This window comes from Lysinibacillus sp., assembly GCF_032093475.1.
Lineage (GTDB): Bacteria > Bacillota > Bacilli > Bacillales_A > Planococcaceae > Lysinibacillus > Lysinibacillus irui.
Window position 1 is genome coordinate 1 of record NZ_DAMDAY010000028.1, and the last position, 17,482, is coordinate 17,482.

General features: G+C 36.0%; 14 protein-coding genes and 1 pseudogene. 8 read left to right on the top strand and 7 right to left on the bottom strand.

The features are described 5' to 3' along the window. The 3 genes and pseudogenes from RT445_RS08390 to RT445_RS08400 all read left to right on the top strand — a co-directional run. A partial coding sequence (locus tag RT445_RS08390; RefSeq protein ID WP_313470419.1) for a Type 1 glutamine amidotransferase-like domain-containing protein occupies positions 1–332 on the top strand: 332 nt, incomplete at its 5' end. Between the two features lie 18 nt (positions 333–350). Further along, positions 351–1,297 (top strand): annotated as a pseudogene (locus RT445_RS08395) (S66 family peptidase). A gap of 18 nt (positions 1,298–1,315) precedes the next feature. Beyond that, positions 1,316–1,810: a GNAT family N-acetyltransferase gene (locus RT445_RS08400; RefSeq protein ID WP_312504761.1), complete on the top strand. Its 495-nt coding sequence runs from the start codon at positions 1,316–1,318 to the stop codon at positions 1,808–1,810. Positions 1,811–1,991: 181 nt separating this feature from the next. Here RT445_RS08400 and RT445_RS08405 read toward each other — a convergent pair whose 3' ends face one another. Together RT445_RS08405 and RT445_RS08410 are read right to left on the bottom strand one after the other, a co-directional pair. Continuing rightward, positions 1,992–2,192 carry a hypothetical protein gene (locus tag RT445_RS08405; protein WP_274795782.1) on the bottom strand — a complete coding sequence of 67 codons (201 nt, stop codon included), beginning with the start codon at positions 2,190–2,192 and terminating at the stop codon, positions 1,992–1,994. 196 nt (positions 2,193–2,388) lie between these two features. Then, positions 2,389–3,651, bottom strand: coding sequence for a dicarboxylate/amino acid:cation symporter (locus tag RT445_RS08410; protein WP_274795783.1), 1,263 nt, complete (start codon positions 3,649–3,651; stop codon positions 2,389–2,391). A 403-nt stretch (positions 3,652–4,054) separates the two neighbouring features. Between RT445_RS08410 and RT445_RS08415 the strand changes: the two genes are divergently transcribed. The 3 genes from RT445_RS08415 to RT445_RS08425 are packed head-to-tail and all read left to right on the top strand — an operon-like array spanning position 4,055 to position 6,682. Further along, positions 4,055–5,656, top strand: coding sequence for an ATP-binding protein (locus RT445_RS08415; RefSeq protein WP_274795784.1), 1,602 nt, complete (start codon positions 4,055–4,057; stop codon positions 5,654–5,656). Continuing rightward, the gene (locus tag RT445_RS08420) at positions 5,657–6,364 is read left to right on the top strand and encodes a response regulator (protein WP_274795785.1); all 708 of its coding nucleotides are present in this window, start codon (positions 5,657–5,659) and stop codon (positions 6,362–6,364) included. Positions 6,365–6,400: 36 nt separating this feature from the next. After that, on the top strand, positions 6,401–6,682 hold the full coding sequence (locus RT445_RS08425; RefSeq protein WP_312504758.1) for a hypothetical protein: 282 nt from the start codon (positions 6,401–6,403) through the stop codon (positions 6,680–6,682). A 160-nt stretch (positions 6,683–6,842) separates the two neighbouring features. On the opposite strand, the gene RT445_RS08430 is transcribed toward RT445_RS08425, so the two are convergent. Beyond that, a complete protein-coding gene (locus tag RT445_RS08430) occupies positions 6,843–8,096 on the bottom strand; it encodes an MFS transporter (protein WP_312504756.1) in 1,254 nt (417 codons plus the stop codon). Positions 8,097–8,577: 481 nt separating this feature from the next. On the opposite strand from RT445_RS08430, the gene RT445_RS08435 reads away from it, so the two are divergent. After that, positions 8,578–10,146, top strand: coding sequence for a glycoside hydrolase family 10-like protein (locus RT445_RS08435; protein WP_312504755.1), 1,569 nt, complete (start codon positions 8,578–8,580; stop codon positions 10,144–10,146). Positions 10,147–10,194: 48 nt separating this feature from the next. On the opposite strand, the gene RT445_RS08440 is transcribed toward RT445_RS08435, so the two are convergent. Next, entirely contained in the window at positions 10,195–13,284 is a 3,090-nt protein-coding gene (locus RT445_RS08440; protein ID WP_312504753.1) for an efflux RND transporter permease subunit, read from the bottom strand. A 99-nt stretch (positions 13,285–13,383) separates the two neighbouring features. Between RT445_RS08440 and RT445_RS08445 the strand changes: the two genes are divergently transcribed. Continuing rightward, positions 13,384–14,217 (top strand): TetR/AcrR family transcriptional regulator, encoded by an 834-nt coding sequence (locus RT445_RS08445; RefSeq protein ID WP_312504751.1) that lies wholly within the window; start codon positions 13,384–13,386, stop codon positions 14,215–14,217. 52 nt (positions 14,218–14,269) lie between these two features. On the opposite strand, the gene RT445_RS08450 is transcribed toward RT445_RS08445, so the two are convergent. From RT445_RS08450 to RT445_RS08460, 3 genes are all read right to left on the bottom strand, one after another. Then, the gene (locus tag RT445_RS08450) at positions 14,270–15,052 is read right to left on the bottom strand and encodes a serine/threonine-protein kinase (protein WP_312504750.1); all 783 of its coding nucleotides are present in this window, start codon (positions 15,050–15,052) and stop codon (positions 14,270–14,272) included. Between the two features lie 298 nt (positions 15,053–15,350). Further along, complete coding sequence (gene rnjA / locus RT445_RS08455; RefSeq protein ID WP_274795790.1) at positions 15,351–17,018, bottom strand: ribonuclease J1; 1,668 nt, start codon at positions 17,016–17,018, stop codon at positions 15,351–15,353. Positions 17,019–17,023: 5 nt separating this feature from the next. After that, positions 17,024–17,233, bottom strand: coding sequence for a DNA-dependent RNA polymerase subunit epsilon (locus RT445_RS08460; RefSeq protein WP_274795791.1), 210 nt, complete (start codon positions 17,231–17,233; stop codon positions 17,024–17,026). Positions 17,234–17,482: the final 249 nt, after the last annotated feature.

Genomic DNA, 17,482 nt, shown 5'->3' on the forward strand with positions numbered 1-17,482 from the left:
GTTTTCTACTCGAAAAGTGGCGTCAATATTGTTTTGATGATGTATTAAAGGAAGCTTATCAAAATGGAGTTATCTTAGCTGGCATCAGTGCAGGGGCGATGTGTTGGTTTGAAAAGTGTTTCAGTGAAAATAAAGATAATATCTATGAAGAATGTGACGGACTAGGAATATTACCTGGCGCATTTTGTCCACATTACGAAGATGATGAGCGGAAACAAGCATTTAATAACTGGAAGGAAAGTCAACCTACACTACCAACCTATACACTTATTGATACAGAAACATTACACTTTAAGGATGAAAAATTAGTGGCTAAAATTCAAACCTATTAAAAGGGGGATGGTAAAACTGTGAGAATCCCACCAAAACTAGTCTTTGGAGATGAAATACGTATTATTGCTCCAATTCTAAGTGCTAAAGTATTAACTTCGGAGATGATGGAGCTAACTAAGAATATATTGGAGGAATTAGGGTTTATCGTTACATTTGGTCACCATATTTTTGAAAGTGATTTTCAACAATCTTCATCTATAGTGCAGCGTGTGGCAGATATACATGATGCCTTTCTGGATCCTCAAGTAAAGGCCATCTTAACGGTGCTTGGAGGATACAACTGTAATGAGGTTTTACCGTATTTAGATTATCGAATGATTGCTGAAAATCCAAAAATACTTTGTGGGTTTAGTGATATCACAGCTTTAGCAACTGCTATTACTAAAAAATGTGACTTTATTACGTATTCAGGTCCTCATTTTTCTAGCTTTCGTATGGAACAAGCCTAGGAGTATCAGCTTTCCTATTTTCAAAAGTGTTTAATGGGCGATAAACCATTTCTTTTAAGATCCTCTAGTGTATGGAGTGACGATGCCTGGTATATGGACCAGAAGCATCGGCGCTTTGAAGCAGCAAATTAGAAAGTTTATTCTGAAGGGGAGACAAGTGGTCAGCTTTATGGTGGAAATTTGTGTACGTTAAATTTACTGCAAGGAACAGCTTACATGCCTTATTTTTGGAAGATGATGAGTTGGTGAATCCTGCTATCTTTGCACGGGACTTAACATCGATACTGCAAACAACAACTCGAATAAAGGGATTAGCAATAGGGCGCTTTCAGCGAGCCTCTGATATGACAGAAGAACAATTACATTTCATTTTAAACAAGCATCCAATGTTGAAAACAATACCTGTCCTATATGATGTGGAGTTTGGGCATACACAGCCTATTTTTACCTTCCCTATTGGAGGGAACATCTACATGAATACAAAAGATATGTGGATGCGGGTGAATATATTCTAGAAAGAGAGTGTGTAGATAATGCAAATACGACAAGCAACGGGAAATGATAGTGAACAAATTATAGCGGTCATGACAAATGCAGAGGCATCCAATTTTATGTTATTCGGACCAGGAGAGCGAAAATTACAACCTGAGCAATTTGCACAGTATATAGACAAGGTCCATGATAGCCACCATTCAGCTTTATTCGTAGCTGAAATCGATGAGAAGGTAGTTGCTTATTTAATCGTACAAGGCAATGAACCTACAAGAATTGCCCACCGTGCTTATCTTGTCATAGGCATACACAGTGATTATAGAGGAAGAAAAATTGGCACAGCATTATTTAAGCATGTAGAAAATTGGGCGAAAGAAAATGGTATACATCGTCTGGAGTTAACGGTTTTGGAGAATAATGAGGCTGGGATTGCCTTATATAAGAAAATGGGTTTTGACATTGAAGGAACAAAACGAGATTCCTTGTATGTTGATGAGCAATATATCAATGAATATTATATGTCAAAGTTATTATGAGAAAGGACTATATTGATGATTTATAACGTATTTGAATCTTGTACTGTGATAGCTCTTACAAAGAAGCTATCTGTTTTCAAAATAGATAATTTCATTTTTCACCTTCTCTACATTAACTAAAAAGTCGACCTTATAGTGAATTAGGTCGACTTTTTATGAATTATTATGCTTAATTTTTTTATCAATAGCGCTTATCTGTTGCCGAGGAATCCTTTGTTTTAGATTTATGTTGTTCATCTTTTACTTTTTCATTGAGTTCTTCGACAGGTATTGGATCAACTGTTTTCATGTCCTCGTGTTTATCAAAAATACTTTCTTTATCTGTATCCAATACATCAGGGTTATTAGTATAACGTGTTTTCGCTTGTTTTTTATTTGTCATGTCCTTCACCTCTTACTATATGCTTTCACCTTTTTACTAGAGTTTAAACATGATTGTTTTTAGTTATCCTTGGATAAAAAATAAATCCTACGCCATTGATTACTTATGTGAATTCAGCTAAATGTGAGTAACTGTTTCAGATTTGAAAATAAGAAGGGTAGTGAAACAGCCATGGCTGTCATCACAACCCTTTTTCTTATGATACAATAGTAGCCTTTCCTTGAAGTGCACGTTCTTCCATCGTCACATCAAATTCTTTTTCAGATTTGGACACTACAACACATGCTACGCCATTACCAATTAAATTTGTGACAGCACGAGCCTCCGACATAAAACGATCTACACCGATTAAAAGCGCTATCCCTTCCACTGGAATCATTGGGAAGGCAGCTAAAGTTGCCGCTAATGTGATAAATCCTGACCCGGTTACGCCCGCTGCTCCTTTAGAAGTAATCATTAAAATCCCAAGTAGTGTAAGTATTTGGACCCAAGTTAGTTCCATTCCATATGCTTGTGCAATAAACAAAGCAGCCATAGATAGGTAGATAGAAGTCCCATCTAGATTGAAGGAGTAACCAGTAGGAACGACTAAACCTACAACCTGCTTTGAGCAACCATAATTCTCTAGTTTTCGCATCATAGATGGTAGAGCTGATTCAGAAGAGGATGTGCCGATTACTAAGAAAATCTCATCTTTGATGTAAGCGATAAATTTAAAGATGTTGAATCTAAAGAACTTTGCAATCACACCTAAAATAAAGACGACAAATAAAAACATTGTAATATATACTGCAGCCATTAATAGACCTAAATTACCTAGAGATTTTAAACCAAAATTCCCAATTGTATAGGCCATGGCACCAAAAGCTCCGATTGGTGATATTTTCATAACCATACTGACAATCTTGAAAAAGATTTCTGCTACTTGCTCAAAGAATGTGATGACTGGTTTTGCAGGTGCTCCGATTGAAGCAGCTGCTAAGCCAAATAAAATAGCAGAGAATAGAACTGGTAATAGTTGACCAGTCGCCAATGCGCCAACAACATTTTCAGGAATAATACTAGAAATAAATGCACCCAAGCCCTGCTCAGATTCAGCAGCAGCAGTTGTATATTTTGAAATATCAGCATCAGATGCACCTGATGTATCTAAACCTGTACCAGGACTTACAATTAAAGCCACAGCAATTCCGATTGCTAAGGCAATTGTAGAAACTATTTCGAAGTAAAGTAATGCTTTACCTCCGATTTTCCCGACCTTTTTCATATCTCCCATACTGCCAATTCCAATAACCACTGTTAGGAAGATAATTGGGGCAATTAACATTTTAATTAATTTAATGAATAGGTCTGCTAAGATTTTCAAGCTGGCACCGAACTCGGGGAAAATGGACCCTACAATAATCCCAAGGATAATAGCTGCTATAACCTGAACAGTTAAATTTTTCAATAACCTCATTTTTTTGCTACCTCTTTTCTAAATTTTCTCTTTGATATCGCTTTCACTAGAATCATCATAGCGAATATTTCTTAAAATAAGAGATTTAGAAAATAAGAAACATAACGTTCATTAAGTACATTTTATTCCATTATATATAAATATAGTAATATTAATAACATTGTCTGTTATGGTACGCTATATTTAATGCATTATTGTTATAATACAAAAACATAAAGTAATAAAAAAGTTCAGTTGTAAACAATCAATCTGTAATATTGTTCATTAAATTCAATATTTTCTGCTAATTATATAGATTAAAGGTGTTGTCAAAAGAATTTTTTGCAGATAATCTTAAAGTCATATCATTAATAAGTGTACCACTAACAATGAGAGTGCGGATTTGAAAGGAAGGAATTACTGAATGATGAAAATGCCTGTGAACGGCAAAATACTGTTAGTGACATTTTTAGTCATTGCATTCTCCTTTTTACTAGGTGGTATTTTTGTACTCGGTAACTTATTGTCTGAACAGGAAAAAAATTTTGGTCAGCGGGCAATGCTAGTAGCACAAACTGTATCAAATGTACCAGAGCTTAGTGTGCATTTGGAAAATGAAAATATCAAAGAATCTGCAAAAAATATTAATAAAATTGTAGATGGCATTAGGATTATTAATAAGGCAGATTATATTGTTGTGATGAATATGGAACGTATTAAACTATCACATCCAGTAAATAAGGAATTAGGGCAGCGCAGCGAGTCGCAGGATTTAAATGCAGCATTTAGTGAGCATTATTATGTTTCGAAGGCACGTGGAGAATCGGGTGTCATGATACGCGCTTTTGTACCCATTATAAATGATAAAAGGGAACAAGTAGGCATTGTAGTAGTTGGCTATGCATTACCAACCCTGCTAGAAATGCTACAAAGCTATGAGCGAGAAATTATGATAACTATAGTTATCTCGTTAATTTTCAGTATTTTCGGTGCATTTACACTTGGACGACATATAAAAAAACAAATGTTTGGGCTTGAACCCCATGAAATTGCAAAAATGTATGTGGAAAGAACAGAAACCTTTAATGCCATGCATGAGGGAATAATAGCTGTTGATAAGGAAATGAATATAACGATTTTTAATGAGAAAGCTGCTGATATTTTAGGTGTTACTAGGAAAATAGAGGATTGTATTGGACAAAAGATTTATGATGTTTTGCCGGATACCCGTCTGCCTGAAATTGTTGAAACAGCAACACCTGTTTATAATCAAGAGCTTTACATTAATCATCATAGTATCTTAAGTAATCGTGTACCTATTATTGTAAATGGCGAGCTAGTTGGTGCAGTTGCTATGTTTAAGGATTTAACAGCTGTGAAAAAGCTTGCAGAGGAAGTTACAGGTGTAAAGGCCTTTGTTCAAGCATTACGTGTACAAACCCATGAGCATAAAAATAAAATTCATACAATTGCAGGACTATTGCAATTGGGACATACAAAGCAAGCACTTGAATATGTTACAGTCACTACTGAAAATGAAGCATCATTGACGAAGTTCTTAAACGAACGCTTTCATAATGAAAATATTTCAGGTTTGTTGTTAAGTAAAGTAAGTTATGGAAAAGAACTAGGTATTGAGGTTGAAATTGATCGGAAAAGTCATTTTAAACGCTTTCCTCCTTTATTAGATCACCATGATTTTGTTGTTTTACTCGGCAATTTAATTGAAAATGCTTTTGAGGCATTAAATGTTCTTTCTAAGGAAGATAAATATGTAGCCATCTCTGTAGACGAGCATGATGGAGTCTTAGCGATAGCAGTTTCTGATAATGGGATTGGCATGTCCAAAGAGGTACAGGATCGTATGTTTGAAAATGGATTTTCGTCAAAAGCTAGTGAAAATCGGGGCATTGGCTTGCATCTAGTCTATGAAATTGTAAGAAAGGGCAATGGAGATATAGAAGTAGTGAGTGAATTTATGAAAGGAACAAGTTTCTTAATTTTATTTGAGTTAGGAGAAGTATAGATGGATGTAATAACTGTTTTATTAATTGAAGATGATCCAATGGTACGAGAAGTGAACAGGCAATTTATTGAGCAAATAAAAGGTTTTTCATTAATCGGTTATGCAAGTAATGGCATTGAGGGAATTAATAAAATTAAACAATTAACTCCAGAACTTGTCTTTATGGACATTTTTATGCCAGAGCAAGATGGCATTATTACGTTAGGAAAAATTCGAGAGGAGCATCTTCCTGTCGATGTTATCGCTGTAACTGCTGCAAATGATATGCCTACTGTACAGCGTATTTTACATTTAGGTGTGTATGATTATATTATGAAGCCTTTTACATTTGAGCGGATTGAGCAAACATTAAAAAATTATCAAAGCTACAGGAAAAAAATAAGTGGTATGCAGGATTTAACCCAACATGATGTGGATCATTTAATGCAGCAACGTCTTCCTGAGCAAGTTGTTGTTACAAAGACAGGAACAAAAGCAATAACGGTAGAGGAGCTACCAAAAGGATTTAATCGAGCTACTTTAGATAAGGTGCTTGCATATATTCAAACAAGTGAAGGGGCAGTATCGGCGGAGGAGGTCTCTACTTATATAGGTACAGCACGTGTTACAGCTAGACGCTATCTTGACTTTTTAGAAAAGCAAAATCTATTAAAAGTAGAAATACAATATGGAAGTGTAGGACGTCCTATTCATCGTTATTATATTTAATAATTAGTTACCTTAGATGTAAAGGTGGAATAGTAATTGTCTTTACATGTATGTAACTCTGTAAAAAGTCAGAGTCAATTTGGCGTTTTCGGTAAAACTGTTTATTTAACAGGAGTGTCCTTATTAACGTGGATTATGTATATATTATGTTGGGATTTCACGTTGCTCAATGAATACGATGACAAACTATTAGCATTATTAGCATTATTAGTGTTTATTTCTAGTGTTATTTTCTGCAGTTCATTATTATTCACGATCGAACAAATTACGTTGTTAATAGGACAGGGGAAAAAGTATGTAAATTCAGATATTGTGTAAAGAAAGATGCTAAAGCACAATTGATTATTCTTAGGAAGTGGATAAAGACGAAAAAGCCCTGGATAAGGGCTTTTTTAGCGTCAGTATGCATTTAGGGTTGTTTATAAGCTAGGGTTTTAATTATTTTTTATCGTCAGCAATAATCTCTTATACAAAATCTTCACTTTTTTGCTAAATTGTCAACATCTATTTGCTCGGCAGTAGATCTGCCAGCTTTTAATAAGACTTTACTGCCCAGAAGGAAAAATCCTTGGATAAATAATAGGATTCCTGTCCCGATGAGTAGCCATTCGATGGCAATCATATCAGCTATCGGACCGAAAATAAGCATACCTAACGGCATCATAGAGGTGGATATCATACTAAGAATGCCAAATACCCTACCCATATAATCACTTTCAACTTTTTCTTGTAATAACACCGTTGCGGGTGTATTAAAGATTGGCATAGCTATTCCGGTAACTGTCATGATTACGAGATACAGCCAAAAAACAGGAATAATGCCGAGAGCCATTGTACAAAGTCCAAATAATAATGCAGATAATGTCATCGTATGCACTTTATTTTTAAAGCCACCCCATGTTGCAATTGCGATACCACCGATTAACATTCCAATGGCAAAGGCCATCTCGATAACAGTCAAACGCCAGACATCATCGCCAAAGCTACGGGTTACTTGCAAAGGTGTTAAAAAGGCTGCAGGTGCAGCAAGCAGCATGAAAAAGGCGAAGAACAAAAACAATTGTTTTAAGAAAGCATGCTCTTTGATGTAAATGAAGCCTTGTTTCATATCACTAAAATAGCCTGTTGTTTGTGGCTGATTTGCTTTCGCATGTGTAGGAATATGCAGAAATAATAAGAAGATCGCAATGGCGATAGCAGCCGTCGTTACATCAATAAAGAAAATAGATTCGATGGAAGCCATCGTTAATAATGCACCACTTGCCATCGGTGCAAGAATCATGATAAAAGCTTGAATACTACTATTTGCACCATTGACCTTCATCAAATGCTCTTCAGGCACAAATTGCGGTAAAATAGCGCCTACAGCGGGTGTTTGAATACCTGCACCCATGGCACGTACCGCCGAAATAACAAATAGTAGCCAGAGCTCATCATAGCCGATTAAAAATAAAATGGCTAAGATTAGCGTGGATAAGGCAATCATGCCATCTGCTAAAATAATGAGCCATTTACGATTATACCGATCTGCCCAAACACCAGCTATTGGTGCTAAGAAGAAGGTTGGTAAAAAGCCGCAAATTATCGCAATGGTCATCATGCTGCCTGATTGCGTTGTAAGCGTGATATACCATGTTATGGCATACTGCACAAGAGCAGAGCCAAAAAGTGAAATCGTTTGACTGCTTAAAAAAAGTATCGTATTACGTTTCCAATGTTCCAATTTCGTCATCCCTTTCTAACAGTAGTGCCTGTGTGGAAAGTTAAAAGACAACAAAAAAGAGGGGAGTTGAAGTCCCCTCTTTTCCAGTATTCCTAAAACAGACTAGACCTAATTCCATTTTCCTTGCACAGCAGGCAAAGTGTACACATATTTAATTAGTAAAGTGAAATCGTAGTCTAATTGAAGCTGTCATTTGGAATACCCTCCGTTCTACATAAGTTGTGTTGATTGTAGCATACAGTTCATTACTGCGTAAAGAATGAATTAAACATAAATTAGTTGAAATTTTAAAATATGGAATCTGGAAGAGCGTTTTTTGGGGTGATTAAAGATACTTATTTTAGAAGGAATTAGTACATTTATTAAGTATGCATCATGGAAAAGAATTATTTTATTTTAGTCATGTTTTCTCTAATTAAAAGGAATGGGGACGTGCATATAACAAGAAGTTATCATATACTAAAATAGAAAAATAGTAAATGGAGGAAATATGAGAAATAATAATAGTAAATTGAAAATTTTAACTTCAGTCTTGATGATTTTGGTGTTATGCCTATCGACAATCCCTGCTAATACAGCGAATGCAAACACGACACAGCCGAAAAGGGAAATGCGGGCTGTCTGGATTTCAACGGTTCTCAATCTTGATATGAAAGCTGGTATGAATAAGGAGCAGTACACGGCTTGGGCACGCCAAACTTTGGATCAATTAAAAGCCAATAAATTTAATACTGTTATTTATCAGGTAAGACCAACAAATGATGCAATGTATGCGTCTGAGCTAGCACCATGGTCGTCGTACATAACAGGGAAAAAGCAAGGTACAAATCCTGGTTTCGATCCTCTTGAGATAATAGTAGAGGAGGCGCATAAACGGGGAATGGAGCTGCATGCTTGGATGAACCCTTATCGTGTAACAATGTCTGGACAAAAGCTAACCGACCTTTCTGCCGATAATGTGGCTAGAACACATCCAAACTGGGTTGTTAAATATGGCAAACAATATTATTTAAATCCTGGCTTACCCGAAGTGCAAGACTATTTAGTTGAAATAGTAAGAGAGCTAGTAGCCAATTATGATGTTGATGCCGTGCATATGGATGATTATTTTTATCCATACAAAATTGCTAATGAAGTTTTCCCGGATCAAGCAGCATTCAAAACATATGGTACTTCCTTTAAAAAGGTAGAGGATTGGCGAAGAGATAATGTTAACAACCTTGTAGAAAATCTTTACACAGCTATTAAAGAGACAAAGCCATATGTACAATTTGGTATTTCACCATTTGGTGTATGGCGTAATAAATCATTGGATAAAACAGGAAGTGACACACGAGCTGGTGTCAATAATTACGATGATTTATATGCAGACGTCAGAACATGGATTCAAAATGGCACAATTGATTACATTACCCCACAAATTTATTGGTCAAGGACATTATCTGTTGCCAAATATGGGACATTGCTAGATTGGTGGAGCCATGAAGTACAAACATATGCAAAAACGCACCCTGTCCATCTATACATTGGACTTGCTGATTACAAGGTTGGCAATGACAGTGATGCAGCATGGAAAAATAAAATGGAATTGCCAAATCAAATACTAGCAAATCGTTCTGAAAAGGTAGCAGCCGAAGGACAAATGCATTTCTCTTTACGAAGTTTTCAAAACGATAAATTAGGCTACGCAACGATTGTTCGTCAACAACTATATAATTATACAGCACTGACACCAGTAACCACTTGGGATGATAATACAGTGCCAAACACGCCTACTTTTGTACAAGTGACAAAGGAAGCGGCTGGTCGTAAGATTGAAATAATTGACGACAATGAAACACAGCCACGTAAATATGTTATTTATCGTTTTAATGGGAACAAAGAAGGTTCTTATGATGACCCTCAAAATATAGTAGATGTTGTTTATAATAAGGATGGCATCACTCAATACTTGGACAAGTCAGCTCTTGCTAAGCACAGTTATACATACGGCATTACGGCTGTATCTGCTACAGGTGTAGAAAGCAAGGAAGTTTTTGTAGTGAAAGAAAATCAATAAATAGAAAAACAGCTACTCATGCGATTCGCTTGAGTAGCTGTTTTCTTATTAATTTTCTTCAATATCTTTACGGTTTTTCTTTAACATCTTAGATAGCATTTCATAAACAATTGGTACTACAACTAATGTTAATAGTGTTGAAGATAATAAACCACCAATTACTGTAATAGCTAAATCTTTAGAAATTAAACCACTACCGCCAGAACCAAGAGCCATCGGAATCATCGCACCGATTGTTGCAATGGCTGTCATAAGGATTGGACGTAAACGAGTTGCCCCTGCTTCCAGGATAGCTTCACGCATGGCAAGACCATCATGTTCCATATGGATAATACGGTCGACTAATACAATAGCATTTGTTACGACGATACCAATTAACATCAGAAGTCCCATCATAACAGAAACAGAAATAGTTTGACCTGTGACAAAAAGACCGACAAATGCACCAATTACGGCAAAAGGTAGTGAGAATAGAATAGCGAATGGCGCTAAACCTTCGCCGAATGTTACCACTAAAATGAAGTAGACAATGGCAATTGCCGCTAGCATAGCAACACCTAGCTTAGTAAATGTTTCTTGCATATCTGCAGCAACGCCAGCAACACCAGTTGTTACGCCTTTTGGTAAATCTAATTTATCAATCTTCTTATCGGCAGCTGAAGTTGCTTTGGAAATATCGTCATCGGTAATCGTACCAGATACTGTTGCGAAATATTCACCTTTTGAACGAGATAATGAGTTAAGTGTCGTACCTTCCTCAACATCTACTAATTCACCGATTGTCATTGTTGTGCCTAATGCCGTTTTAATTTCAGTTGCTAAGACATCATCAAGTGAAGTAGCAGCTACTTTGGCATCACGTTGTACAATAACATCAATATCATTCCCATCATTTTTAACTGTTGTTAAAACTTCTTGGGATGTATTCGAATTTAATGCCATCACAATTTGAGCAGTAGTTAAGCCATATTGAAGGACATTTTTTTGTTCAACTTTAAGGACATGCTCTACATAAGGATCTTCGTTATCAGATTTGATATCCTCTAAGCCATCTACTTCTTTTAGAGCACCCTCAACTTGACTTACTGCTTCTCGAAGTTTATCTAAGTCATCACTGTATAGTGTATAGCTTACTTCATTTGAAGACATAGACATTGATGAGAAGTTTTGAGACTTCCATTCTCCTGATTGGCCAATATTAAACACATAGTTTTCTACTTCTTCACGAGCTTTAGGGAAGTCCTCCATATCCGGATCAAAGATAAGGTACATTAAAGCACCGCCAGCGCCTCCACCCATCATCATTGCTGAAGGGTCAACATTATTGGAATCCGTTATGGAAACTTGTAAAATATCAACATCTTTACGTTTCATTAATTCTTTTTCTACTTTTTCAACGTTTGCTGCCGTTTCATCTGCTAGCTCACCTGTAGCAGGTGTATACGTTAAGTACATTACTTTTTCTTCTTGTGATCCCATAAAACTAAAACCTATTAAAGGTGTTAATGCAAGGGAACCTACAAGTAATACAATCGCAATGATTGAAGTAATAATTTTATGGTTTAATGCTTTTTCTAAGACACCCTTATACCAATTAGCTAACTTACCAACTTCTTTATGCTGGCTTTCCATTTTCTCACCGTATAATTTTTTACGGAATAGGAAGTGAGATAAAGCTGGTACGATTGTGATGGCAACGATTAAGGAAGCACCTAGTGCAAATGTCATTGTTAGGGCAAATGGCATGAATAATTCGCCAACCATACCGCCTACGAAAATAAGTGGGGCGAATACGGCAACCGTTACTAATGTTGACGAAAGAATAGGTTTAAACATTTCAATCGTTGCTTCACGAATTAAGGCACGACCTGTTAATTTTTCTTGTTTTAAATGAATTCGTCGATAAATATTTTCAACAACTACAATCGAGTCATCGATAACACGACCTATTGCGACGGTAATCGCACCTAGCGTCATAATGTTTAATGTGATATCCATCCAGTTTAATAGTAGTAATGCCATGAAGACAGAAACTGGGATAGAGATAATCGAGATAATTGTTGATTTGAAATCACGTAAGAATAGTAAAATGATTAATACGGCTATTGCACCACCAAATACTGCCTTTTCGATCATGGTGAAAACAGAATCTTCAATTGGGGCACCTTGGTCTAGAGAGATGTCAACATTTAAGCTGTCTAAACGTTTTTCTTCATCTTTCATAAGGTCTTTTACTGCATTAACTACTGTTACCGTATTCGCATCTTGACCTTTTACGATTTGAATGGCAATAGCATCCTTACCGTTTGTACGGGATACTGATTGTACTTTACCTTCTACTTCAATCGATGCAATATCACCTAGACGAACGAATGGTGAAGGATTTGTAGCTGAAGGTGTGACAGGAATTAATAAATCTTTTAGTTCATCTACAGATTTTACTTTACCATCAACTGAAACTGCTTGTTCACCAACGGTAAATTGATATAAACCAAGTGATAAAGACATGTCACTTGCTTGGATCATTTGCTTGACTGTTTCTTCAGTTAACCCAAGTGCAGCCATTTTTTCTTCATCATATTTAAAAGAAACTTGTTCAATATGCTGACCAGTAATAGTTGCAGAAGCAACACCATCAATTTTTTCAATTTTTGGAAGTAAAACGTCCTCAACTGTTGAAGTAAGATCTACAATATCTTCCTTCGAGCTACTTACAGATAAAGCTACTACTGGCATCATGTTCATGCTGATGGCCATAATACTTGGTTCTTGTGCACCTTCAGGTAGTTTAATATTATCTAAAGCTGCTTCTAACTGACGTTTTTTCTCATCCATATCAATGCCATAGTCATATTCAACTTGAACTTGTGCTACGTTGGAAGAGGATGTTGAATAAACTGCTTTAACATCTTCCAAGCTTTCTATGGATTTCTCAAATGGAATGGACAGTTCATTCATTACTTGTTCAGGCGTTGCGCCAGGGTATACACCCATAACAATTAAATATGGGATGGAGATATCGGGTATTGATTCCATTTTCATTCTTGTACCGGAATAAATACCAGAGACAGTGATGATAATTGTTAATAACCACACTGCCAATTTGTTTTTCAATACGAAATTAACTAAACCTTTCACCTTCACACCTACCCTTTATTGACTATCTAAATTCAATTATTTATACTAATGACTAATCGGTCATTTGTCAACGAAATGCATTAGGAGAGAGTTAAAAATATGTTAAAAAAGCAATTAATTATGGAGAAAGCATTAGAACTATTTTCTGAACAGGGTTTTGAAGCTACATCTGTACAGCAAATAACGGAACGCTGTGGAATTTCAAAAGGTGCATTTTATTTATCCTTCAAAACAAAAGATGAGCTTGTTATTTCAATGGTGGACTACTATTTACAGCAGTTTATTACGGATGTTGACCAAGTAGTCAGAGGCACCTATAATAAAGAAACGGTTTTAGTTGAATTTTATAAAAGCATCTTTCAAGCATTCAAAGACCATTCTGCATCCGCTCGTGTGTTCTTTAACGAAAAGGTCTTTTTAACAAAAAAAGAACTTTTTCATAAAATAACCGCGTATGAAGCAGAAATGTCTAAATCCATTCTCTATATGCTGGAACAACTTTATCAGGATAAACTCCAGGAAATGAAATACGATGTTATGTACTGTATTAAAGGATTTATGAAGAGTTATGCCGAGCTGTTTATTTTTTCAGATATGCCTCTTGATTTAGAGCAACTAGCTAAATCATTAGCAGAGAAGACAGATATCATTGCACATCATACAACCATTCCTTTTATCACAGAAGATCTTGTGCCATTTATTGCAAGGCCATGTGAACAAGATGTGTCAAAGGATGCTCTGTTACAATTATTTGAGCAAAATATCATTCATACAGAAGATTCAATTGCAAAAGAATCATTACTGCTATTAAAACAAGAAATAGAAAAACCAACATATAGTAGAGCCATTATTAAGGGTTTAATTGAAAATTTGCGTCAAGATCCAGCGTATCATTGGATTGCCTATGTAAGTGCTAAATACTTTAATAGTTGAATTGCAGGATAGAATTGTTCACGTGGACAGATGAACAATTCTATTTTTTTAGCTAAATATCTGCTAACTGTGGTATAGATTGCAGTGCTACTAATGCACTTGGAAATGGTTCTTGAATCCATAATAATCGTTCAAGAAAATCTTGCACGGCAATCGGTAACTGCAATTCCTGCTGCCAAGCTTTTTCTTTTTTATTGCTTGGCTTGTAGTTTGAGTAAAGTAAAAATAATAAAAAATGACCGACAAAATAAAGATCACTAATATGATTTTCTGCACGTTTAGGGTTTTCAATGGTAGAAAAATCGATTTCCTTTTGATAAGTGGTAGCGAGACCAAAGTCAATAATATGCAATTGCTGTTCTACTAGCAGTATATTAGGAATACGTAAATCGCGATGTACAATACCGTGATTGTGTAATTGTGTAATTTGTTCTAAAAGCTGTTTAGTAATGGCAAGTGATCGAACGATGGTAAACTGGGCGCCATCTTGAAAAATAAGCTGCTCAAACGTTTGGCCATTAACGTAGTCCATGATGAAAAATGGACAATCATCAATTGTTCCTGTTAAATGGATGGCAGGAACATAAGGCAGTGATAATTGTTGAAGTATGTGTATCTCTTGCTTAAATTTATAAATGGTTTTCTTGTGGTGACGATGTTTAGGACGTAAGCATTTTAAAACAAATAGCTTTTTAGATGAACAATCTTCAATTAAATATGCACGGCCATATGAGCCATAGCCGAGAAATTTTTTAAAAGAGAAATCGGGATGTTCAGCTATAAAATGCTCTACAATTCGATCAAAGTTTTTTTCGGAAATTCTTTTCCACCACATTAGCTACTAAAGAAACTCATTGAGCTGAAAAAACTACGTGAACTTTTGCGAGAGCTACGTTTATAATGCTTGTGACCATAATAATTATGTCGTTTTGAATATCTGCGACGGCTACTAGAGGAAGAATAATGACCTTTTGATTTTCCGTTGAGTAAGGAATGAAGAATTTTATCTAGCATAAAAACGCTCCTTTTGATGTTGTTATTACTATATACGCAAAAATAAAAAGAGAGGTTTCAAAAAATAGAAAATAAAAAAAGAAGCTATGTAAATATTTACATAGCTTCTTTACAGGAGGTTAAACCTCCATAATAATTGGTAAAATCATCGGTCGACGTTTTGTCTTTTCAAATAGGTAAGGACCTAAAACGTCTGTAATTTCATTTTTTAATTCTGTCCATTGTGGTGTTTTGCTTTGAATTGTTTCGTTAAGGTGACGATTGAGCATCTTCTGTGCTTCGTTAATCATCGTACCTGATTCACGCATGTAGACAAAGCCACGCGAAATGATGTCTGGGCCGGAAACAATTTTTTGGTTTTCCATATCAACACTTACGACAACGATAACCAAACCTTCTTCCGAAAGAATGCGTCGATCGCGTAAGACGATATTGCCAATGTCACCAATACCATTACCATCAATATAAACATCACCAGAAGGGATACGGCCAGCAACATGTGCTTCATTGGCGCTTAAGGCCAATACATCACCATTTTCCATAACAAATGTATTTTCTAATGGAACATCGCAATCTTCTGCTAGATGTGTATGCATTTTTAACATACGGAATTCACCGTGGATAGGCATAAAGAATTTAGGCTTCATTAAACGAAGCATCAATTTTTGCTCTTCTTGTGATCCGTGACCAGATGTATGGATATTATTTAATGCACCATGAATGACTTCTGCGCCAGCGCGGAACAATAAATTGATAATTTTGTTTACGCTCACAGTATTACCTGGTACAGGTGATGAAGAAAAGACAACCGTATCGCCAGGTTGGATTTGTATCTGACGGTGTGTACCATTGGCAATGCGAGATAAGGCAGCCATTGGTTCACCTTGAGAGCCTGTACATAAAATCATTACTTCATTTGCAGGAAGTCGATTAATGCTTTGGGCATCAATAAATGTATCCTTAGGCGCGTTGATATAGCCAAGCTCACGACCAATTGTAATGGCATTGTCCATTGAGCGACCGAAGACAGCAATTTTTCTTCCGTATTTTACGGCAGCGTCTGTTGCTTGTTGTAGACGATGAATATTTGACGCAAATGTAGCAAAAATAATACGACTATCAACTTTGCGGAAAATTTCATCAATACTCTTTCCGACTGTGCGCTCAGACATGGTGAAATTAGGCTTTTCAGCGTTAGTACTATCTGATAGTAAGCAAAGCACGCCATCTCGTCCGATTTCTGCCATCTTCGTTAAGTTGGCAGGTTCGCCCACAGGTGTAAAGTCAAATTTAAAGTCACCTGTATGAACGATATTACCAGGTGGTGTTTTAACAACAATACCATACGCATCAGGAATACTGTGAGTTGTTCTAAAGAAGCTAACAGATGTTTTTCTGAATTTAATAACATCCTCTTCTTTTATTTCAATAAGCTTTGTTGTACGTAGTAAGCCATGTTCTTCTAATTTATTACGTAATAAGCCAAGTGCAAGCTTACCACCGTAGACAGGGATATTAACCTGACGTAACAAATAAGGGATACCTCCGATATGATCCTCGTGTCCATGAGTAATAAATAGTCCTTTGATTTTGTCAACGTTACGTACTAAATACGTATAATCAGGAATAACATAGTCAATGCCCAGTAAGTCGTCTTCTGGAAATTTAATGCCAGCGTCAATTAAGATGATTTCATCTTGAAATTGAACGCCGTAAGTGTTTTTGCCGATTTCGCCCAGTCCGCCGAGCGCGAAAACAGCTGCTTGGTCATTTTTAACAAACTTCATGTTTGTTAAATTTCCTCCAAGACGAAGTTCGGGCTAGCTTGTTCGTACTCTAAATAGTTACCTTCAAGCAGTTGAATGAACTCGATGTTGTAGTTTCGGTCTTTTAGCTTTTGACGTACTTCGCGTTCTGAAGCAGCTTCAAGGTATAGACTTTTAGTATTTTCGCGAACTGGAATCTCATTTGCATTTTCTTGATAATAAACTTTGTAAATCATAGTTTGCTCTCCTTTAATTGCGTACATTTTTCTTGCACCTTTGACTACTACCACACACGTGCTACAAGAAAACAACGAATTTCTTTTAAAGAAGAAATATACATTTGTAATCCTTGTATCTCAATGCTTCAGTTGTGCACTATGTTTTAAAATTATATAGGAAGTAGTGAGACAGTGGTTGCGTATAGCCAAATAAATGCATTTCCTTTATATTATCACGCAGTTCCTCTAAAATAAAGAAAAGCCCTT